The 21,408-nt window shown below is 60.5% G+C and carries 21 protein-coding genes; 3 read left to right on the forward strand and 18 right to left on the reverse strand.

Going from position 1 to position 21,408, the window contains the following annotated elements; genetic code table 11:
* Nucleotides 1-22: 22 nt before the first annotated feature.
* The 15 genes from AOC05_RS10135 to AOC05_RS10205 all read right to left on the reverse strand — a co-directional run bounded on the left by AOC05_RS10135 (nucleotide 23) and on the right by AOC05_RS10205 (nucleotide 15,495).
* A complete protein-coding gene (locus tag AOC05_RS10135) occupies nucleotides 23-2,653 on the reverse strand; it encodes a phosphatidylglycerol lysyltransferase domain-containing protein (RefSeq protein WP_062007115.1) in 2,631 nt (876 codons plus the stop codon).
* Nucleotides 2,650-3,981 carry an alpha/beta hydrolase gene (locus AOC05_RS10140; RefSeq protein WP_062007116.1) on the reverse strand — a complete coding sequence of 444 codons (1,332 nt, stop codon included), beginning with the start codon at nucleotides 3,979-3,981 and terminating at the stop codon, nucleotides 2,650-2,652. Before AOC05_RS10140 ends, AOC05_RS10135 begins: the two co-directional genes overlap by 4 nt.
* Before the next feature lie 97 nt (nucleotides 3,982-4,078).
* Entirely contained in the window at nucleotides 4,079-4,510 is a 432-nt protein-coding gene (locus AOC05_RS10145) for a DUF2550 domain-containing protein (RefSeq protein ID WP_062007117.1), read from the reverse strand.
* Nucleotides 4,511-4,520: 10 nt separating this feature from the next.
* Nucleotides 4,521-4,811, reverse strand: coding sequence for a F0F1 ATP synthase subunit epsilon (locus AOC05_RS10150; protein ID WP_062007118.1), 291 nt, complete (start codon nucleotides 4,809-4,811; stop codon nucleotides 4,521-4,523).
* Nucleotides 4,812-4,813: 2 nt separating this feature from the next.
* The gene (atpD, locus tag AOC05_RS10155; protein ID WP_062007119.1) at nucleotides 4,814-6,271 is read right to left on the reverse strand and encodes a F0F1 ATP synthase subunit beta; all 1,458 of its coding nucleotides are present in this window, start codon (nucleotides 6,269-6,271) and stop codon (nucleotides 4,814-4,816) included.
* A gap of 51 nt (nucleotides 6,272-6,322) precedes the next feature.
* Nucleotides 6,323-7,216: a F0F1 ATP synthase subunit gamma gene (locus AOC05_RS10160; protein WP_062007120.1), complete on the reverse strand. Its 894-nt coding sequence runs from the start codon at nucleotides 7,214-7,216 to the stop codon at nucleotides 6,323-6,325.
* A 71-nt stretch (nucleotides 7,217-7,287) separates the two neighbouring features.
* A complete protein-coding gene (gene atpA, locus AOC05_RS10165) occupies nucleotides 7,288-8,925 on the reverse strand; it encodes a F0F1 ATP synthase subunit alpha (RefSeq protein WP_062007121.1) in 1,638 nt (545 codons plus the stop codon).
* A gap of 114 nt (nucleotides 8,926-9,039) precedes the next feature.
* Nucleotides 9,040-9,855 (reverse strand): F0F1 ATP synthase subunit delta, encoded by an 816-nt coding sequence (locus AOC05_RS10170; protein WP_062007122.1) that lies wholly within the window; start codon nucleotides 9,853-9,855, stop codon nucleotides 9,040-9,042.
* Entirely contained in the window at nucleotides 9,855-10,409 is a 555-nt protein-coding gene (locus AOC05_RS10175) for a F0F1 ATP synthase subunit B (protein ID WP_062007123.1), read from the reverse strand. The genes AOC05_RS10170 and AOC05_RS10175 overlap by 1 nt, the downstream gene beginning before the upstream one ends.
* A 73-nt stretch (nucleotides 10,410-10,482) precedes the next feature.
* Nucleotides 10,483-10,692 (reverse strand): ATP synthase subunit C, encoded by a 210-nt coding sequence (locus AOC05_RS10180; RefSeq protein WP_062007124.1) that lies wholly within the window; start codon nucleotides 10,690-10,692, stop codon nucleotides 10,483-10,485.
* 95 nt (nucleotides 10,693-10,787) lie between these two features.
* On the reverse strand, nucleotides 10,788-11,600 hold the full coding sequence (gene atpB / locus AOC05_RS10185; RefSeq protein WP_062007125.1) for a F0F1 ATP synthase subunit A: 813 nt from the start codon (nucleotides 11,598-11,600) through the stop codon (nucleotides 10,788-10,790).
* A 91-nt stretch (nucleotides 11,601-11,691) separates the two neighbouring features.
* On the reverse strand, nucleotides 11,692-11,946 hold the full coding sequence (locus AOC05_RS10190; RefSeq protein WP_062007126.1) for a hypothetical protein: 255 nt from the start codon (nucleotides 11,944-11,946) through the stop codon (nucleotides 11,692-11,694).
* A complete protein-coding gene (locus tag AOC05_RS10195) occupies nucleotides 11,936-12,445 on the reverse strand; it encodes a hypothetical protein (protein WP_062007127.1) in 510 nt (169 codons plus the stop codon). The genes AOC05_RS10190 and AOC05_RS10195 overlap by 11 nt, the downstream gene beginning before the upstream one ends.
* Nucleotides 12,446-12,565: 120 nt before the next feature.
* Nucleotides 12,566-13,615, reverse strand: coding sequence for an MraY family glycosyltransferase (locus AOC05_RS10200; protein WP_231687090.1), 1,050 nt, complete (start codon nucleotides 13,613-13,615; stop codon nucleotides 12,566-12,568).
* Nucleotides 13,612-15,495: a polysaccharide biosynthesis protein gene (locus tag AOC05_RS10205; protein WP_082357914.1), complete on the reverse strand. Its 1,884-nt coding sequence runs from the start codon at nucleotides 15,493-15,495 to the stop codon at nucleotides 13,612-13,614. Before AOC05_RS10205 ends, AOC05_RS10200 begins: the two co-directional genes overlap by 4 nt.
* 186 nt (nucleotides 15,496-15,681) lie before the next feature.
* Here AOC05_RS10205 and AOC05_RS10210 point away from each other — a divergent pair, with 186 nt between their 5' ends.
* The 3 genes from AOC05_RS10210 (at nucleotide 15,682) to AOC05_RS10220 (ending at nucleotide 18,543) form a co-directional block, all read left to right on the forward strand.
* Complete coding sequence (locus AOC05_RS10210) at nucleotides 15,682-16,581, forward strand: glycosyltransferase family 2 protein (RefSeq protein WP_062007129.1); 900 nt, start codon at nucleotides 15,682-15,684, stop codon at nucleotides 16,579-16,581.
* Nucleotides 16,578-17,549: a glycosyltransferase gene (locus AOC05_RS10215; RefSeq protein ID WP_062007130.1), complete on the forward strand. Its 972-nt coding sequence runs from the start codon at nucleotides 16,578-16,580 to the stop codon at nucleotides 17,547-17,549. Before AOC05_RS10210 ends, AOC05_RS10215 begins: the two co-directional genes overlap by 4 nt.
* 82 nt (nucleotides 17,550-17,631) lie before the next feature.
* Entirely contained in the window at nucleotides 17,632-18,543 is a 912-nt protein-coding gene (locus AOC05_RS10220; protein ID WP_062009625.1) for an NAD-dependent epimerase/dehydratase family protein, read from the forward strand.
* Between the two features lie 3 nt (nucleotides 18,544-18,546).
* Here AOC05_RS10220 and AOC05_RS10225 read toward each other — a convergent pair whose 3' ends face one another.
* From AOC05_RS10225 to prfA, 3 genes are all read right to left on the reverse strand, one after another.
* Complete coding sequence (locus tag AOC05_RS10225; RefSeq protein ID WP_082357916.1) at nucleotides 18,547-19,380, reverse strand: L-threonylcarbamoyladenylate synthase; 834 nt, start codon at nucleotides 19,378-19,380, stop codon at nucleotides 18,547-18,549.
* Nucleotides 19,381-19,452: 72 nt separating this feature from the next.
* Complete coding sequence (prmC, locus tag AOC05_RS10230) at nucleotides 19,453-20,334, reverse strand: peptide chain release factor N(5)-glutamine methyltransferase (RefSeq protein ID WP_062007131.1); 882 nt, start codon at nucleotides 20,332-20,334, stop codon at nucleotides 19,453-19,455.
* On the reverse strand, nucleotides 20,318-21,391 hold the full coding sequence (prfA, locus tag AOC05_RS10235; RefSeq protein WP_062007132.1) for a peptide chain release factor 1: 1,074 nt from the start codon (nucleotides 21,389-21,391) through the stop codon (nucleotides 20,318-20,320). Before prfA ends, prmC begins: the two co-directional genes overlap by 17 nt.
* Nucleotides 21,392-21,408 lie beyond the last annotated feature (17 nt).

The raw sequence follows: 21,408 nt of genomic DNA on the forward strand, positions 1-21,408 counted from the left end.
GGAACCACTAAGGAAAACCGGCTCAGGACTTGCGCAGCAGCCTGGCCAGTTGACGGACTGAAACGTTGGGCATGTAGGCCTCCCCCACAGCTCGCCCGATGGCAGGCAGCGACAAGGCGTCCTGATACATCATGTACAACGTGCGGTGCCGGGGCTGGAAACGGCTCTTGAAGTGGGCCAGTGAGGCAAAGCCGTACACTGGTTCAAGCGTCCGTGCCAGCAGCCCCAGTATCCGCTCCATGGATGAATCCTCCAATGTGGCAAAAGGGTGCAGCGGCTCCTGTTCCCGAGGGCCACCCGCCTCCCGGGCCGCGCCCCAGGCCGCGCCGTCGGCGTCGGCGTCGGCGTCGGCTGCGGCTTCGGTGTCAGGGTTTGTCGACAGCGGTGATCCCGACAGTGAAATCGTGGAGACCTGATCCTTGAAGTGAAGCACTGCCTCGGCGATCAGGAATTCCATCACACCGTTGAAGGCGTCTGTGTTGCGCCGCATGAAATCAAGGGTCCAGCTGACTATGTCGCCATTGGAATACACCGGCAGCCAGCTGGTGACCCCGTGGATGCGCCCGCCTTCATCCACCGCCAGACAGAGCACGACGGCGTCGTCCTTGAGTTCGTTCACCCCACCCAAAGTGAAGCCCATCTCCGGCAGGGCCCGTCCCGACACCCACTCCTCAGAAATCTCATGAATTTGGGTGCGCATCCCGGTGGGAAGTTCCGAGTATCGCGACCATTGTGCCGTGATGTGCAACTTGGCCGCCTTGTTCAAGGCTGTGCGCACGTTTTGCCAGTCCTTGCCCTTGAATTCCATGCTCTGGATGTCAAGCAGCGTCTCAGAGGCAACAGCCACCCGCCGGAAACCCCGCTCTCGCAAAGGCGTCCACAGCTCATCCGTCAACGAATACAAGCATGGCGTCAAGGACTCCTGCCCACAGTGGTCCAGGAATTCATCCAGGGCGCTCTCAAAGTGGTCCCTCTCACCGATGGGGCCTCCCACTGTCACGGCCACGCCATAGTGTTCCTGGTAGGCGATGGCGACACTACCTGTGGCATTGAACCAGTAGTCGTTGTTGGGCCACTGGGTCATCCACGACAGCGAATCCCCACCGCGCCTCACCAGCCTCGCAGCCTTGGCCTTGTCACTGCCAGGCGAACCGTCCATGACCCGCCGGCTCAGAACCAGGGCCAGGACGCTCAACAGGCTTGCCAACCACAAAACCGCCCCTCCCACACTGAAGAGCAGCATGGAAAAGAAGCCGTGCGGATACACGGCCGCACCATAGCTAAACGGGAACGGGTAGGGCAGCAGGATCCTGGGCAAACTCGCAACAAGAGCTATCAGACCGTACTGGCCGTTGGCGTTGCCTTCAGCCACCCACGCCGCGGCGTACAGCGCCACGAAGACGCCCAGCAAAAGTGGTAGCAAGAGAAAAGCGCGACGGCGCAGCGCCGGGTCGGGGTCAATGTGAAAGTGTCGCCGAAACACCACCAGCAGCGCAGCTATCAAAAACGGCACCAACACCACCGGCAGCACCTCCCACAGGGAAGCGTCGAAGCTGATCACCCGGTGGCCGTGCTGCACGGGCAAGCCAAACCCAGCAAAGACCTGCAGGTAAATGCCGCTGACCACACCTATGACCAGGTGCAGGTACACGGCCGTCCAGAGCGCGAATCGGTTTCCCCGACGCAGCCCCTCGGCGCACACCAACAACAGCAGCACCGGCATCAGGGCCAGCAGGTGCCCACCCGGCCCCAGCAGGCCGGAACCGTGAGCCAAGGCCTGGCAGCCGCGTTCCGCGGCCGTGCAACTGCCTTGGATCTGGGTCAGGGTGGGAACCGGATGCAGTATCAGGTTCCGCAGGACGGCCAGCGGTCCTACCGGCGCGTGGACAAGTGCCGCAATGAGCGGACCCATGGCAAATACCGCCACCACAATGGCAAGGTTGGTGCGCACTTCGCGACTGGTGGACCGGGCAATGATGGACCGCCCTGGTGCGGGCACAACGGCCATGCCCAGGACCAGCCCCACCACTGCCCCCAGCAAGATCACCAGGTTTTGGGCGTGTCCCACATAGAGCGAAAGCATCACCGCCGCTGCCATGGTCAGCGCACGGACCCGCCGGCGCCACATCACGCTGATCATCCGGCTGGCAGCCATCAGCGTCCCCACAGCCGCGGCGAAGGGGCCCAACAGGCTGGCATGGCTCATTCCCGTGAGCCATTCCATGTCTGCTGCCACACCCACCTCGACCGTCAAGGCAAAAAGTACGACGGCGACCAGCTGGGTTGAGAAGAAAAGTACGGCCGTGCGCCACGTGCGCATGGTGGTTTCCGCAAGTCCGAGCACGCCGGCCAAAACCACAATCGCGGCCAGCAAAGCTCCCGGGTTGGCGCTCAGGAACATAGTGGTGACAATGGACCACCACTGCCCGTCCAACAAGTCCCGGCTTTGAAAGCCCCAAGGTTCGCTAACGGAGGTATGCAAATTCCCCAACGGCGATCCGAAACCGAACCGTACCACCAGGGTGAGGACGATGACGGCCAGGGTGAAAGGTACCCGACGCACCCACGTACCGGCCGCCCGGGCAAGGCCTCCCCTGCGTCTGAGCTCCCCGTGCAGGGTGCCGACAGGAGGCGTCTTGTTTCCGGAGCTCATTTAAAGCCCAGCCTGCCCTCTAGAAAACTCAAAGCGGACGGCAGGGCCGCGTTGGCCACAGCCCATGAATGTCCTCCGGGGAAAGACTCCCTGGTACTTACAATGCCTGCCTTGCGGGCAGCCTCCTCTAGGACCGTAATATTTTCGCTGTACAGCGCATCCGAATGCCCGGAGGCAAAAAGTCCCTGAACGTCCGGGTACTTGTTGATGCCAAGCAACGTCAGCGGGAGGATCGCATCGAAGGCTGCGGCATTGCCGTTGAACGCCTTATCGATGGTCACCTGGCGGTTGACCGCCAGGGCAGGTTCGCGTTCCGGCGAAATCGCCACAAATGACCGGAAGATATCGGGGTGCCGGGTCACCATCTGGAGCGCACACGTGCCGCCATAAGAGAATCCGCCCACGGCCCAATGGGCCGGGTTGGAATCAACCTCTAGATGGGAATTGATCCATTCCGGAACATCCTTGGCCATATAGCTGTCGGATTGGCCCAGATCCGAATTCATGCACATCGTGTTGGCCTCATCGCTTCCATTGGGATCAGGAATGACGACGACGGGCGCGAGCCCGTCATGCGTGGCGGCAAACAGGTCAAGATCGTACTTTAGATTTGTGGCGGACAGCCACGACTCCGGAGATCCGGGTTGACCGCTGACAAGGATCAGGACCGGCAGAAGGGGACGTTGTGGCGAAAAATATGCCGGTGGCAGGTACACCACGGCATTGCGTGCGTGAAAGCCGGAAAATTTGCCGGCAATGCCCACGGACCGGACCTCTCCCTGGGCGTTCGGCGCATCTGCCCCCGTCCATCGGGACCTGACAGGGGTTTTCATGAAACGTTGGGAGTTTTCGGCAGGGGCGGAATCAGGCACGCCCTGCGTCAAGACGGGGGCGCTCTGGATCAAACTCCCGATGGTCGGGTATTGACCGAAGTAAGCATTGATTTGCACGGCACAGACCGTCACGACCAGGGCCATGGCAACCACTGCGGCGGTAGAACGCAGCACCGAGGTGTGCAGGGTGCCCGCACCCAAGCGGCGGTGGCGCATCAGACCGTCCACCGCCGTCGCACACCCCAAGATCACTGCCCACAGGGTGATCCCCACGTACAGCAAAACAGTGTTGGGGAGCTCTTCTGGCCACCAATACCAAAGGTGGATGACGGCCCAGCCACCGGCAAAACTCAGCACGGCCGCAAAGGCTGCACAAGCCAGCGCAAAAAACCACCACTTGACGCTGCGGCGAACCACCAGAAACGCCAGGGCCACGGTACCTAGAACGAGGGCAATGGTGGGAAACGGTCCGGTGAGCAGGCTCAGGCCGTACACAAAATTCAAAATCCCACCGCTAATCTTGGTTCCAAGGCACCGAATCTCGGGGCACCGACTATGACACTAGCTCAGAATTTGCACAACCAGCTGGGAACTAGCGCCACGTACCAATGCCCACGACGGGGCCGGCCTCCAGCCAAGAGGAAAGCCCGGTGTAGGCCCCAAACTTCATGGCCAGCAGGACGTCGGCCCCATTGTATTCCAACATGACAATCACGACGTCGGGCGGAACCCTGGTGAGTTCGGCCTCCGCAGGTGCGCGGCGGCCCACCATGACAATGGAACTACGCACCATTCTCAGGCGCGGCACTGGGCTTAACGAAAGGAGCCGGAACCATTCAAGGTCCGACTCCTGATAACGACAAACCCCCATCGCCCAGCGATTGTCCGCGAGGCAGATGGAGGCGTCAAACGTGCCGAGGGCGCGCCGCAATTGTATGCGGCGCACCCCAAACAGGCACAGTGCAATAACCACTGACAGGAATAGACCGGCCAGGACGATGAACGGGGTGCTGAGTTCGTTCATCAATTGATTGCTAGCGAATCCTTGCGTTTGCTGATGCACCCTCTTGGAGGCGGGCACCATCAGCAACGATCACGACCCGGTTGCTGTCAACGGAGAAGAAGCCACCGTCGACGTCAACCGTGAAACGGTCGCCGTCCACGGGTGCGATCTCCAGCAAGCCCGGCGCCAAAACCGCGAGCAGCGGGGTGTGACCGGGCAGAATGCCGATCTCGCCCTCGCTGGTAAACCCCTTCACAAGGGTCGCTGTGCCAGACCACACAGCGTGGTCTGCCGCTACGATTTCAACTTCGAGATTAGCCATGATTACTTAGTCGATTCCTGGATTGCAGCCCACTGACGCTCAACATCATCCATGCCGCCGATGTTGAAGAACGCCTGCTCGGCAATGTGGTCGACGTCACCGTCGCAGATCGCCGTGAAGCCTTCAATGGTGTCCGCAATGGAAACCGTTGAGCCTTCGACGCCGGTGAACTGCTTGGCCGTGTACGTGTTCTGCGAGAGGAACTGCTGGATACGGCGAGCACGCGATACAACGATCTTGTCCTCTTCACCGAGCTCGTCAATGCCGAGGATCGCGATGATGTCTTGCAGTTCCTTGTTCTTCTGCAGAATCTGCTTGACACGCACCGCTGTGTTGTAGTGGGCGTGTCCGACGTACTGCGGGTCAAGGATTCGCGACGTGGACGTCAACGGATCGATGGCCGGGTACAGTCCGCGGGAAGCGATTTCACGGGAAAGCTCCGTGGTCGCATCCAAGTGGGCGAAGGTCGCGGCCGGGGCCGGGTCGGTGTAGTCATCAGCGGGCACGTAAACGGCCTGCATGGACGTGATCGAGTGACCCTTGGTCGAGGTGATGCGCTCCTGAAGGAGGCCCATCTCATCGGCCAGGTTGGGCTGGTAACCCACGGCTGAAGGCATGCGCCCCAGCAGTGTGGAAACCTCGGAACCGGCCTGCGTGAAACGGAAGATGTTGTCAATGAAGAGCAACACGTCCTGGTTCTGCACGTCACGGAAGTACTCAGCCATGGTCAATGCGGACAGGGCGACGCGCAAACGCGTTCCCGGCGGCTCATCCATCTGGCCGAAGACTAGCGCGGTGTCCTTGAGAACACCGGCTTCTTCCATTTCAACCCAAAGGTCGTTACCTTCACGGGTGCGCTCACCAACACCGGCAAATACCGAAGTACCACCGAAGTTGCGGGCCACACGGGTGATCATTTCCTGGATCAAAACGGTCTTGCCGACACCGGCACCACCGAACAGTCCAATCTTTCCACCCTTGATGTACGGGGTGAGCAAGTCAATGGACTTGATACCGGTCTCGAGCATCTCCGTGGAGCCCTCGAGACTGGCGAAGGCCGGGGGCTTGCGGTGGATGGGCCAGCGCTCGGAAATGTTCAGTTCCGATTCCTTCACGTCCAGGGGTTCGCCCAAGACGTTGAAGATGTGGCCCTTGACGCCGTCGCCTACGGGGACGGTGATCGGAGCACCCTTATCCTGCACGCTGGTCCCGCGGACGAGACCGTCGGTGGCCTGCAAGGAGATGGCACGGATGAGGCCGTCGCCGAGGTGCTGGCTGGTTTCGAAGGTGATGGTCTTTGTCTCACCATTGAGAGTGATCTCGGTGGTGAGTGCGTTGTAAATGGCGGGAATGCCGTCAGCCGGGAATTCGACGTCGACAACCGGGCCGATAACGCGCGCAATGCGGCCTGTGGCACCGGCCTTCGCAGCGGTTCCCTGCTCGTTGAGTTGGGCAGTCATCTCTCTCACTTCACTTGTGTGGATGGCATTGAATAAGTATGAATGGGGCAGCTACGAGGCGTTGAGCGCATCAGCGCCAGCAACAATCTCGGAGAGCTCCTGCGTAATCTCAGCCTGCCGGGCGTTGTTACGAAGTCGCGTGTACTTCTTGATCAGATCGCTGGCATTATCGCCCGCGGACTTCATAGCCCGCTGGCGTGCGGCAAGCTCGGAAGCTGCCGCCTGCAACAATGCTGCGAAGATGCGTGATTCGATGTACCGCGGCAACAAGGCGTCCAAGACGTCTTCCGGCTCCGGTTCAAACTCGTACAGCGGCAACAGGTCGGAGGAGGATTCAACTTCTTCCTCCACGACTTCTAGTGGCAGCAGACGAATTACTGTCGGCTCCTGAACAACCATTGACTTGAACTGGGTGAAAACGACATGGATCTCATCCACGCCCCCCTCTTCAAAGTCTGTTGCGAAGTCCTGCAGTAGGGCCTCGCGCAGTTCACGTGCAGTTTCAAATTCCGGGGAGTCAGTTCCACCGGTCCATACCTTGGCGTAATCGCGGCCGCGGAAGTCAAAGTATGCCTGTGCCTTGCGGCCGACCAGGTAGGTCGTGACGTCTTTGCCATCTTCATGCAGCAATTCGATGAGGTGCTCCGCCTGCTTCAAAACGCTGGCGGAGTAGGAACCGGCAAGACCACGGTCTGAAGTCATCACCAATACCGCGGCCCGGCGGATCTGTGCGGGCTCGGTAGTTAGCGGGTGGTCGACCTCGGACTGGGACGCAACGGCAGAAACGGCACGGGTGATCGCATTGGAATACGGCAACGAAGCCGTGACACGTACCCGTGCCTTCCCAATACGGGACGCTGCGATAAGTTCCATCGCCTTGAAAATCTTCTGCATCGACGTGGTCGACGCGATCTTCTGGCGGTAAACCCGTATCTGGGCTCCCATGTTTGTCCTTTCCTTTTCCTATACTTAGCTTGCCGGTCATCACGGACCGACAAGCTAAGTGGGAGATGGTGTCAGCGTTTCTGCTTGACGATCTTTTCCTGGTCGACGTCCTCGGCGGCAAGTGCACCGAACTCTTCGTGGCCGGCGCCAACCAATTGGTCGTCGCCCTCCGCAAAGAAGCCCTTCTTGAAGTCGTCAATGTTGGACTTGAGCGCGTCAACAGTCGAGGGCTCGAGCAGGTTGGTTTCAGCCAACGTGGTCAAGATCGAAGTGCGGTGACGCAGGTGGTCAAGGAACTCGGTCTCAAAGCGGAGCACATCTTCCACCGGAACGTTGTCCAGGTATCCGTTGGTGCCCATCCAGATTGAAACAACCTGGTTCTCGATCGGGAACGGAGCATACTGACCCTGCTTGAGCAGTTCCATCAAGCGCGCACCGCGTGTCAGTTGCTGCTTGGTCGCAGCATCCAGGTCCGAGGCGAACATGGCGAATGCCTGCATGTCGCGGTACTGAGCCAGTTCCAGCTTCAAGGTACCGGCAACCTTCTTCATGGCCTTGACCTGTGCTGCACCACCGACGCGGGAAACAGAAACACCCACATCCACTGCGGGGCGCTGGTTGGCGTTGAAGAGGTCAGACTGCAAGAAGATCTGGCCATCGGTAATGGAGATGACGTTGGTCGGGATGTACGCCGATACGTCGTTTGCCTTGGTTTCGATGATCGGCAAACCGGTCATCGAGCCTGCTCCGAGGGCATCGGAGAGCTTGGCACAACGTTCCAGCAGACGGGAGTGCAGGTAGAACACGTCACCCGGGTATGCCTCGCGGCCCGGCGGGCGTCGCAGCAACAGTGATACGGCACGGTAGGCTTCAGCCTGCTTGGACAGGTCGTCAAAGACGATCAAGACGTGCTTGCCCGCGTACATCCAGTGCTGGCCAATGGCCGAACCGGCGTAGGGAGCCAAGTACTTGAAACCGGCCGGGTCGGATGCCGGGGACGCCACAATGGTGGTGTATTCTAGGGCACCGTTGTCAGCCAGGGTCTGGCGAACAGCAGCAATAGTCGATGCCTTCTGGCCGATTGCCACGTAAACGCAACGAACCTGCTTTTTGACATCGTTGGAGGCCCAGTTGGCCTTCTGGTTGATGATGGCGTCAACGGCCAAAGCCGTTTTGCCTGTCTGACGGTCACCGATGATTAGCTGACGCTGACCTCGACCGATCGGGATCATGGCGTCAATAGCCTTCATACCGGTCTGCAGCGGCTCGTGAACCGACTTGCGCTCGGTGACACCAGGGGCCTGGAGCTCGAGGGCGCGACGGCCCTCGGACTCAATTTCACCCAGGTCATCGATCGGCTGGCCCAAGGGGTCAACGACGCGGCCAAGGAATTTATCTCCCACCGGCACGGAGAGGATCTCCCCGGTGCGGTGAACCTGCTGGCCCTCGGCGATGCCGGCGAAGTCGCCAAGGACGACCACACCGATCTCGCGAGTGTCCAGGTTCTGGGCCAGGCCCAGTGTGCCGTCTTCGAAACGAAGCAGCTCGTTGGCCATGACAGAGGGAAGTCCCTCTACCTTGGCAATGCCGTCACTTGCGGTGGTGACGCGGCCAACCTCGACGCGCTCTGCGTTGCCCGGTTCATAGGACGCTGCGAACTCATTCAAGGCATTGCGGACGTCGTCGGCATTGATGGTCAAGTCGGCCATCTGCAGTCCCTGCTCTCCTAAGTTGTGGCTGCCACCTCAAAAGGTGTGGGCAGCAGCCTAAATGTTTGATTCAGTCTGTTGTGGACTGGCTGCTAGGAAACGAAAAACGTTTTCCTAGACTGCCAACCGGCGGCGAAGCTCGGCCAGCCGGGTGGCTGCGGTTGCGTCAACAACCTCATCCCCCACGGTAACCTTTATTCCGCCGACTAATGTCGGGTCGATATTGACATTGATCTTCAAATCGCGACCATAAAGATTGTTCAAGCCGGCCTGCAGACGACTCAATTGCTCTGCGCTCAGGTCACGGGTGACACTGACGAAGGCAATCCAACGCTGCTGGCGTTTGGCAACCAATTCCACGAACCGTTGCACCAGTGCCGTGGGCTTCAGTCCCCGGGGGGACACGACGGCCTGGCGGATCAACAGCGCCGACACTGCGCTGGCTTGGGGAAGCACCTTCAATGCCAGGGCACTCTTAGCTTCATCTGTTGCCTGCGCATCATCAAGTGCACGCTGCAAATCATGACTGGACCCAACAACACGGATAAACGCGAAGAGTTCCTCTTCAAGCTTGTCCAGGTTGGCAGAGCCGTCAGCCTGACCTTCAGCAACCGCTATCGCTGCTGTTGCTGCCAAGACTTCCAATGCATCGCCAATGTCACGTGCCGAGCTCCAGCGTGAGGCAACCAGTGAAGCAAAAGTGGATTCTGCTTCCGTGCTGACCTTGCCACCGATGAGGGTAGAGACCAGGGCAGCCTTTTCGCCGCTCTCACGAGCCGGATCAGTCAGGGCGCGGCGCAGGCCGGCGTTGCTGTCCAGGAGTCCCAATATTCCAAAGAGCTCCTGGGCCAATGCGATTGACGCCGTGGCAAGCTTGGGCTCCAAAGACTGAAGTGCCGCTGCCAATGACGTGCTCGATACACCTGCCATTAGTTCGATACACCCGCGTTCTGCTGGTTTTCCAGATCGGACAGGAAACGCTCGACCACACGGTTGGAGCGTGCATCATCGTCAAGGGCTTCGCCGACAATTTTGCCCGCCAGCGACGTGGCCAAAGTTCCAACCTCGATGCGGAGGGAGTTCACTGCGGCAACGCGCTCAGATTCAATCTGCACCTGGGCCTGCGCGGTGATGCGTGCAGATTCCTCTGCAGCCTTCGCCTTTAGGTCCGCCAAAATTTGTGCACCTTCTTCGCGTGCTGTCTCGCGGATGCTGTTGGCCTCGGTACGAGCCTCCGACAACTGCGCCTTGTACTGCTCCAAGAGGGCGTTGGCTTCAGCCTGGGCTTCTTCCGCCTTCTCAATCCCTCCCTCGATAGCTTCTACACGATCCGTGTAGGACTTCTCAAAGGCGGGTGCGATGAATTTCTTCACCACGTAGAGCAGGACAGCGAAAGCCACACCGGTGACCAGAATTTCCCACCAGTTAGGAATGAGCGGGTTGGCGCCCTCACTAGCAGCGAGGATTACTTCTGCGGTAATCATTTCTCACTTATCCTTTTCTGTACTTTGTCCATAAACGCCAGCTCCCGAAGAGGGGAACCAAGTCGTTCTGGGACTAAGCACCAATGACGAAGGCGAAGACCAAGGCCAAGATGGCGAGAGCTTCTGCAAGGGCGAAGCCAAGCAGGGCGATCGGCTGGAGGATGCGCTGTGCTTCCGGCTGGCGTGCAACACCGTTGATGTAAGCGGCGAAGATCATACCCACGCCAATTGCCGAACCGATGGTGGCCAGGCCGTAGCCGATCATATTAAGGGAGCCGTGCATTATTTCGTTCCTTTCAAGATACCGGCGTTGTGCCGGCAGGTTGTGAGGTGATTCTTTTTATTCGAGGAAAACTAGTAGGTGTTACTGGTGAAAATTTAGTGGGCGTCAGCTTCCAGGCTGCCCTGGATGTAGATCGCTGTCAGCAGGGTGAACACAAATGCCTGCAGAACCATGATTAGCAGCTCCAGGAAGTACATGGCCACGGAACCGGCAACCACTGCCACGCCGGTGGCGTTGAGCAAGATGTTGTCCTGTTGGGTGATCAAGTACGCGGCGCCACTGCCGGCCAGAACTACAATCATGTGCCCGGCCAGCATCGTCGCCATCAAACGCAAGGAGTGCGTCATCGGGCGAACGATGAAGTTCGAGATGATTTCCAACGGCACCAGCAGCGGCAGAATCCAGCCGGGGACACCGGTGGGAACTACTGCCAGCTTGAAGTAGCGGATGCCGTGTTTTTGTACGCCAACGCCGATCCAGACGAAGTAAATGATCAATGCCATGGCGTACGCGCTGCCAGCGTGTGAGAACGATGGCAACTGCAGGAACGGAATGGCACCGAAAATATTGTTCAGGAAGACAAACATGAACGTCGCGAACAGCAGCGGAACCCAGGGGCGGAAGTTCTTCTCACCCATGATGTCCCGGCCAACGGTGTTGCGGGCGAAGCTGTAGAAGCCTTCGGCTAAGAACTGGACCCGACCCGGCACCAATTTCGGCTTTCGGATCGCGGCCATAAAGAACCAAGAGATCAAAACCACCGAAAAGATGATCATCAACATCTGCTTGCCAAACCCAGTGCCGTATTCGGCCATCCAGGGAAGGAGGTCTGGGAGGTGGGTGTCACTGATCGTCGGTGGGATGAACTTATCGGTATACGAGGCCATCGGAAGCGCAAACGCGGTCAACGCGCTGTCCTCTCTGCAGTTTCGGTCAAAGGGCAAATGTGGTGGCCCATCAGGAGATGGTCAGCACCGTGAAAAAGTCTGGTGTCGGCTTTCATTGCTTCCGACCATCGTCGCGGCTGCCGTGCCGTTGATGATGCCGGGCCAGAAAAAAGCCGCACACCGCCCCGATCGGAGCAGCAGCAAACACAATCCAGCTAGTGTGCAATAGAAAGTTCAGTCCCCACCCTATCAAACACCAGAGCAGAATTCCGCCAACAATGTAGGTGTAGTCCAGCTTCCCGGCATTCGAATTCAGCGGCATGACGACGTGGTCAGGCTGCGAATCGGATTCATCCTCATTGGTCATTGGAACTGTCCTTTGAGTTGCTTGTCTGCGTGCCGGTCCCCGGAGCGTCTTCATTGAACAAGAGGAACCGTTGCTTGCTAAAAACAACCACCTCGGTGGCCTGCCACAACAAAACGCTCACGACGGCCGACCCAGCAAACCAGGGCTTGTTCAGCCAGGTGGGGACTCCTAGTGATAGGAGCACCCCCGCGAATCCGAAGACCTTCACAATGTAGCTCAAGAAGAATGCGTTCATCACCGCCTGCGGCTTCCTCTTAGCAACGAGGTGACCCACGAGAAGGCTCAAGCCAAAGAAGGCCATAACCAACAAGGAAGCGAATAGCACGCTGAGCATGCCATGCACATCCGTGAAGAAGAACGCCAAAATGGCCATGACGGCCAAGCCCAGCAATCCCACCCCTAAACATTTCTTGAGGATGTTCCAACTGGGACCAGCTGAAGGACCCGAGGCAAAATTCTGGCCCCGCGCAGCACCGTTTATGGCACTTTTGTCCGTCATGGAAGCTCCATCACTGGGGAGGTCGAGCCCGCGAACCCGGGAGACAGTGACTGGAGAACGTCACCACCACAAATTCTACAACAGATAGAAGTCGACTCCGACTTGACCGGCGTCACATGGCTAGCCAGCGACATTGTTGCCCGCCTTGCGGCGCAGGTACCGCTGAAACAAGGTGGGGGTGCGCAGGTATGCCAGCACCACCAGCACGCACAAGGCGGTGGCAACAATTTGCACGGTGGGCTCGCCTTGTGCCGCAATTATTCCAAGAATGCTCACTAGCGCCGTTGCAGCACAGACAACTCCCGTTGCCTGCATATGGCTGAGCCCCACAATGTTCAAGCGCTGATAGACATGTTGTCGGTGCGAGGCGTACCAGCGTTCCCCAGCGAGCAGGCGACGCAGGAACGTCACGAAGGTGTCCACCAGATAGATCAGTACGGGAGAGAAAATATACTCCACGGGAACCTTGGCCAAGAACGCAGCCATCGCCGTGACAGCTATGGCGGCACCCAGCAAGTAGCTGCCCACATCTCCTAAGAAGACCTTGTTTCTGGCCAGGTTCCACGGCAGGAAGCCTGCAAACGCGCCGGCAATGGCCACCCCTGCGTAAACCAGCCACTGCGTGTCGCTCATGACACCGGCAAACGCGTAGAAACCGCCCACGAGCAGTCCGTGCGTTCCGGAAATCCCGTTGATGCCGTCCATGAAGTTTGTGACATTGATGTAGGCGGCAACGGCAACTGCCCCGGCGGGAATCCACCACAATTGTTGGGCGCCCGGATCGATGATGGCCACGGCCGCTGTGGCCAGTGCGCCCACACCCAGTTGCAAGGATGCCCGCACCTTGATGCCCAGGCCCCTGATGTCTTCAACCCAGCCTATGGCGGCTGCACTCACAGCGACCAGCAATATCACCGTCAGGGTGGCTTGGGCGCGTGCGCCGTCAACGTCGCCCTGGGGAAGTAGAATAGCGGCCAAAAGGGCCAGGGACAACGCGACCGCCGTCGTAATTCCCATGCCACGAATGGTGGGGGTTTGGTGTGAGGACCTGGCGTTGGGCACATCCAGCATTCCCGCCTTGGAAAGCAGGGGACGCACCACCAACGGCAGCAGCAGTGCCAGCACCAAGGCGATGGCGCCGACCACGATCTGGGCTCCGATGTTCATCATGCCCCCGCCGCGACGTCGCCGTCGGACTCGTCAATACTCGGAGCCTGCCCGCCCGCTTCATCCCTGCAACGCTCCAGCCACAACTCCAGGCTGAGCTCGGAGGGTGCCAGTGGGCGTGCGTGGGTGTGGGATATCTTCACGTGGCCGTCGGGATCCTTGATCTCGTCGTCCCCCGTCAATTGTTCGTGCAACTTTTCCGACGGGCGCAGGCCGGTGATCTCGATCTTGATGTCCCGACCGGACATGGCGATCATGCGCTCGGCCACGTCCATGATGCGCACCGGCTCACCCATGTCCAGGATCAGCACGTCACCGCCGTGGCCGATGGCTCCGGCTTGGATGACGAGCTGGCACGCCTCGGGAATGGTCATGAAGAATCGGGTGACATCTGGGTGTGTGACGGTGACGGGCCCGCCGTTGTTGATCTGTTCGGTGAACAGCGGCAGCATGGAGCCGCGGCTGCCAATGACATTGCCGAACCGGACCGAAACATAGCGTTTGCCTGTTTCGCCGGACATCCAAGAGGTGAGTTTCTCGGCGGCCCGCTTGGAGTGGCCCAGCGCCGTGGTGGGGCTGGCGGCTTTGTCGGTTGAGACGTTCACAAAGGTCTCCACGTCCACACTGCGGGCGGCACTCAAAACGTTCAAGGTGCCCAGGACATTGGTCTTCCATCCCTCTTTGGGGTACATCTGCAGCAGCGGAGCATGTTTGAGCGCGGCCGCATGGAATACCACCTCGGGGCGACGCTGGGCGAAGATCTCATTCAAGGAATCCGCGTCACGGATGTCTGCCAGCACCGTGGAGTTGTCGTTGAGCAGTCCATGGCCAAAGATCGAAAGCTGCGTGTGTTGCAGGCCCGATTCGTCCCGGTCCAGCATGATCAGCTCTGCCGGGCCGAAGCCGTTCAACTGCCGGCACAGCTCCGAGCCGATGGAACCGCCGGCACCGGTGACCAGCACCCGCTTACCGCGGATGTAGCCGGCAATCTGCTCCACCTCAATGTCTACGGGGCTGCGGCCAATCAAATCCTGGACGTCGATCTCGCGAAAATCGGTCAAACCGCCCTTGTTGTCCCGGTTGTTGTCCGCCGTGAGCATCTCCTGCAGGGGCGGCAGCACCAGCACCTTCACGCCCAGCCCGGAGACGGTGTCTGAGATTTCCCTGATCCTCTTGGCGTCCAGGTGCGCCATGGCCAGCACCAACACCGTGGATTTGGTGCGCTTGATGAGCTCGGGCAGTTCTCCACCCTGGCCCAAGACGCCCACGGAGCTTAGGCGCAGGTGCTTCTTGGCCGGATTGTCATCAACCAGGCCCACAGGCACGTACGGCGATTCCGGGTCCTGCACCATCCGTGTGACCAGTGAGTTGCCCAGGAAACCGGCACCATAGATGAGGGTCCGTTGGGCTTCCTCGCCAAAGGTGGGCTTACCTTCCACGTAAAGACGCTTGGCATAGCGCACGGCCGCCATCAGCAGGGCGGCAAACGGGAAGGCGATGACCCCGACGGACCGCGCCATTTGTGTTTCGTTGATCGTGAGGAAGAGAAACACGCTGGTCACTGCGGCGACAATCAAGGTTGCCGCCATCAACACCCGAGCTTCGTGGATGCTGCCAAAGGTGTAGCGCCCGCGGTACAGTGCCAACGACCAGCCGGCAATGAGTTGGGTCACCACGGCGACGGCAATGAGCGCCACCATACCGGGGACGTTGATGAGGTTGACATCCAGTTCGTACCGCAGCAACACGGCCAAAACCAAGGCGACGGCCCAGGCCAGCGAGTCCAAAATGGCCTGCGACCACAGCCAGAGGCGGGGTTTGTTGTCGCCATCCGCGGAGGGGGTGGCAGGTAGCCTAGATACTTGGTTGCTCGACTTGTTCAACGTGATTCGTATTTCCGTTTTCTGCCCGGTTTTGTGGCTCGCGCTTTGCGGTCATCTGTTTCGACAGCCTGCGAGGAAGCGGGCTGTACTAAAGTGGAAGCTATTAATGAATAGTAATCGCTTCCAAGATTACTCACTGTATTAGCCGTGCCGTGCGCGTTGAGCTCCGGCCGAGAGGATCCTCACTTGCAAGATACCGTGGCCGTGGCCGCCGTCACCTTTGACCGGCCTGAGGACGTAAGCACCTTGCTGGGTGCCCTTTCACAGCAAACCCACACCCCGCATGCCATTGCGCTGGTGGACTCCGGCACGGAATCTGTGGCGGGCATCGCCGCGCAGGCCCCCTCCCCCGTTACATATGTGCGCTCCTTGGCGAACCTGGGCGGGGCGGGCGGTTTTTCCCTGGCCATCCTGAACGCCATCGCCTCAGGTGCCGAATGGGTGTGGATCATGGACGACGACGCCCACCCGGAAGATCCGCACTGCCTGGCCACGCTGTTGGCCACCGCCAAGGAACGCGGCCTGGACGTGGTGGTGCCCTTGATTGTGGCCCCAGGACAACCGGAGAAGCTGTCCTTCCCCTTCCGTCTTGACGGGCACCTCACGCATGATCGCTCCGTGGTTGAACCGCTGGGCTTCATTGAAAATGTGGGCCAGTTCTTCAATGGGGCACTGGTGCGCTCTGACGTGTTCTTCAAGGTGGGCCTGCCGGATATGCGCCTGTTCATCCGCGGTGACGAGGTCGATTTCATGCTGCGGCTTCGTGCGGCCAAGGTCAAGTTCGGCACCGTCACCACGGTGGCACTAACCCACCCGGTTGGTTGGGGCGAGGTGCACGAGCTCATTGGCGACCGGCTCCACGTCCTGGTTCCCGAAACACCATTCAAGCGGTTTTACTACTACCGCAATCGCGGCTATCTCACCCGCAAGCACCGTCGCGTCCGCTCCTTTGTGGCCGACGTTGTGGGGTACCCGCTGTACTTCCTCAAAAAGGGCGACGTGAGGGGCCTCCTCAAGTGGGCTGGCACCTATGGGGCAGGGCTACGAGGGACCAAATTTGGTCCCATCAAGGGCCAAAAATTTTGAGGCCAGGCCGTCGGGAACGGTTTTTCATCGTCATCACCACCTTCAATCGTTGCGACTACCTCGACGATTTGCTTGCTTCTATCGCTTCGTTGTCCCCGCCCCCGGACGGGGTGATCGTGGTGGACAATGCCAGCACCGACGGTACGGCTGCCGTGGTGGAAGGGGCGCAGCGTAAATTGGCTGCCCTGCCGGTGCCGGTTCCGGTAATCCACCATGAGCTGCGCGAAAATGTCGGTGGTGCAGGCGGTTTCAGTGCGGGGGTGGATCGCGCCTTGGCTGAGGGCGCCCAGTGGATGTGGTTGATGGACGACGACGTCACCACCGTTCCCGGCGCGATCGGTGCGTTGGGTCAGTGGATGGACAAATACGACGCCATCGTGGGGCGCCGCTACGACGCCGTTGGCAAGCCTTTCTTCTGGCAGCACAGGTTCAATGATTTTCTAGGCATCCACCTTCCCGTGGCAGGGGATGTATTCAAGGGAAGCAACGAATTTTCAACCAATGTCGGCTGTTTTGAAGGGATGCTGGTGCATGCCGACGCCGTGGCCGGTGCGGGGCTGCCCGACCCCCGGTTCTTCATCACCGGGGACGACGTCATCTACGGCTGGCTCATCTCGCAAGAACGCCCCGTCATGTACGTCAACGCCTTTGTACTGCACAAGGCCAGGGCGCAACGAAGCATCGATCTGGGCATTCGGCACCTCAATGACTCCTCGGATCTGAGCCGCTTTTATATGATGCGCAACCGCGGTCTGGTGGCCGGGTACTTACGCACCCATGGCAAGTACAACCCTGTTGGTTTCGCCGTCGGCACAGCACTGACGGCCGCCAAGGAAGTTTTCCGTTTGCTCGCCGTCGAGAAGACACTGCACGGTAGTGCCAAGCTCTGGCGCGGCTGGCGGGAATCCCGGCGTATCCTTAGCGACTCCTCCTGGGCCCCGATGCCGCCATTGAAGCGTGGTGCGTAGCGTGGTGCGCAGCGAGGCCGAGAATTCGAGGCCTTCGCGCTGGGTGGTGGTGGGTGCCTCCGGTTTTGTAGGTTCGGCACTCATGGCAGAACTCCAGGGACGCGCCTTGCCGGTGACGGCGGTGTCTGCTCCCCGGCTGCGCTGCGAGGCAAGCACGGCACAGGAAATTGCCGCTGAGGCCGTTGCCGTGGCCAGCTCCCCCCAGGAACCCTCTTTTGCGACCCTGCGCCGCGTCTTTGACGGCGCGGATGTGGTGATCAACGCCGCTGGCCTGGCCACCCCCGGGGACGGTGAATCGCCAGAACTGACCGGGGCGAACGCCTTGTTGCCGGCCATGGTAGTCCTTGCCGCACGCGCTGCCGGTGTGCGCCGCGTTGTTCATCTGAGCAGCGCCTCTGTCCAGGGCCACACCGCCAGCATTGACGAAAGCCCTACACGGGCACCCTTTTCGGCGTATTCCCGTTCCAAGGCACGTGGTGAGGAAGTTTTGGAAATTCTCGCGGGAGACACAGTGGGAGGCGCCGTGGTGACCGTCAGGGCGACGTCGGTACAGGGGCCCACCCGACCCACCACGCGGTCGTTGGTCAGGATAGCAGCCTCCCCCCTTGCGTCCGTGGCATCACCGGGGACGGCACAGACACCTGTCAGCTCCATCAACGCCTTGGCGTGGTTTGTTGTGGAGACCGGTCTGCACGGCACCGCGGTACCTGCCCTTGTCCTGCAACCATGGGAGGGGCTGAACGTCACTGAGGTCCTCTCCGCAGCCGGCGGACGGAACCCGTTGCGGCTGCCAGCGTGGCTGTGCCGGAGCATCCTGGCGGCAGGATATGGCATTTCAAAGCTGGCAGGTGAACGCTTGCAGGGGCCCCTGCGCAGGGTGGAGCTCATGTGGTTTGGCCAGGCCCAGAGCCCTGGTTGGGCCGAACGAGCCGGGCTGGTCCCGGAACCGGCGCTCCGCGACGTCTTGCGGCAGGCACGTGGCGATGAAGACTAGGAGCTAGTGCTCTTCCGGAGAGGACCTGTCCTGCCCCAGTTGATCGTTGGCTGTCTCTGGCGACACCTCTGTCTCAAGATCCGGGGTGTCAATCTTTTCCAGGCTCGGCGGGGACCAGATTTGAGGTTCCGGCGCAGTCTTTTCCAGGCTCGGCGGGGACCAGACTTCCGGTTCCGGTACGTTGCCGAGGGCGCTGGGGATCATGCGCTGGATCTCGGCGAGGGAGATGGCACCTTCGCGGACAACACGCAGGCGCAGTCCGGTGGCATCGACAATGGTCGAGGGCACCGCCTCGGTGCCCTCAAGGGGCCTGAACCCGGATTCCAGGTACACCTCGACGGACTCGGCTAACTGCTCCCGTGCCTGCGACGCGGTTTGCCCGGCAGGCTGCCCGGTGCGGTTGGCGCTGGAGACAGCCAACGGCCCGGTCAGGGTGAGCAGATCCAGCGCAAGCTGGTCATCTGGCACGCGCAGTGCCACGGTGCCCACGGTTTCACCCAGGTCCCAAGTCAGTGACGGCTGGGCGTGGAAGATCAAGGTCAGGGGGCCCGGCCAGTACTTCTCCGCCAACTTGCGGGCGTCGTCGGGAATATCAGTGGCCAGCCCCTCCATGGTGCCAATGCGCGGAATCAGAACGGGCGGGGGCATGTTGCGGCCGCGGCCCTTAGCGGCCAGCAACGTGGCAACCGCCTGCGGGGAAAATGCGTCGGCGGCAATGCCGTAGACGGTGTCCGTCGGCATGACAACTAGCTGTTTGGCCGCGATGGCCTTCTGGGCGTGCGCCAATCCTTCGGCGCGCTGGGGTTCATTGGTGCAGTTATACGAAGTGGTACTCACTGGCTCATTCTTTCACTACTGCGCCCAAGACGATGAACGCGTTACCCGTCCCCAGCGCTTTGCGACGTGGAGTTAGCGGCGGTAGCCGCTGGTGGCCCGGTCCCGTCCCGTGAGGTCTACGTGGGTCCGGATGTTCTCAAACTTGCCGCTGCCTTCGAACAGCGCCACCATCTGTGCTGCCTGCACCTCTGCGTGCTCCATAACGAAGTACCCGCCTGGACGCAGCAGGCGTGCAGCGGTGGCGGCCGCGGCCGTGGGCATTTCCATGCCGTCCGCTCCCCCGCCGTACAGCGCCATGTGGGGATCGTGCAGGCGCACTTCCAGGTCTCGGGGAATGGCGTTGGCGGGAATGTAGGGAGGGTTGGAAACCACCACGTCCACCGTGCCGTCCAGCTCCGCAAACGCCTCCCGCATGTCCCCGTGCACCAACGTCACCCCCGTGCCGGCCAGGTTCCTGTCGGCCCACGGATAGGCGTCTTCGCTGAGTTCGACGGCGAACACCGCGCAACCGGGGACCTCGGTTGCCAGGGCGCCGGCAATGGCACCCGAGCCGGTGCCGAGGTCGGCGGCAAGGGTGGAGGCACCGGCACCACGTTCTTGGTTCAGCTGTGTTAATACGTCGATGGCCAGCTGGACCACAGACTCCGTCTCCGGCCGGGGCACAAAGACCCCCTTGCCCACGGCCAGCTCCAAATGCCTGAAGTAGGCCGTCCCGGTGATGTGCTGCAGGGGTTCCCGAGCGGCCCGGCGCGCCACCAAGGCGTCGTAGCCGGACGGTGCCACAGCTGTGCCAAATAACATGGCCACCAGTTCACCCCGGCCCACGCCCAGCAGATGGGCTGCCAACAGCTGCGCATCCACCGCAGGAGAGGGCACTCCGGCGGCCGCAAGGACCGCCGTGGCACGTTTCACCACATCGGCCAGGGAATCGGAGGTGTCAGTCACCCAACGCATCCAATCGAGCCTGCTCGTCCATCTCGATGGCCGACTGCACCACAGGTTCCAGATCGCCGTTCATGACGGCGTCCAGGTTGTAAGCTTTGTAACCGGTACGGTGGTCGGCAATCCGGTTTTCCGGGTAGTTGTAGGTGCGGATGCGCTCGGAGCGGTCCATGGTGCGGATCTGGGACTTACGCACGGCGGAGTTTTCGGCATCGATGATGGCCTGTTGGTGAGCCAAGATGCGGGCGCGGAGCACGCGCATGCCCGCTTCACGGTTCTGCAGCTGGGACTTCTCGTTCTGCATGGCCACCACGATACCTGTGGGCAAGTGGGTGATGCGCACGGCGGAGTCGGTGGTGTTAACAGACTGTCCGCCGGGGCCCGAGGACCGGTAGACGTCGATCTTGAGGTCGTTCTGGCTAATGTCAACCTCTTCAGGCTCATCAACCTCAGGTAAAACAAGCACCCCGGCAGCCGAGGTGTGGATGCGTCCCTGAGATTCCGTGGCAGGCACACGCTGTACGCGGTGCACGCCGCCTTCAAACTTCAGGCGCGCAAAGACACCCTCAGCCGGATCGTTTGAACGGCCCTTGACGGCGATTGAAATGTCTTTGTAACCGCCCAGATCCGACTCCGTGGCCGAGATGATCTCCGTCTTCCACCCCCGGGTTTCGGCGTAGCGGGTGTACATGCGCACCAGATCCGCCGCGAATAGGGCCGCCTCGTCTCCGCCTTCGCCAGCCTTGACCTCAAGGATCACGTCCCGTGCGTCGTCGGGGTCGCGCGGGATCAACAGACGGCGCAGCTTCTCTTGGGCGGTGGCAAGCTGCTCCTGAAGCACGGGTACTTCGGCGGCAAACTCGGGATCCTCCGACGCCATTTCCTTGGCGGCCTGAAGATCGTCGGTGAGCCGCTCAACCTGGTGGTAGCCCTCCACCACGCCGCTCAATTCCGCATACCGGCGGCCCAGCTTTTTGGCCAACGACTGATCGGCGTGCACAGCGGGGTCGCTGAGGCGCATCTGCAACTCGGCGTGCTCATCAAGCAACCCGTGGATGGATTCAAACATTTCAAAACCTCTCTCGA

The sequence above is a fragment of the Arthrobacter alpinus genome (assembly GCF_001294625.1).
Lineage (GTDB): Bacteria > Actinomycetota > Actinomycetes > Actinomycetales > Micrococcaceae > Specibacter > Specibacter alpinus_A.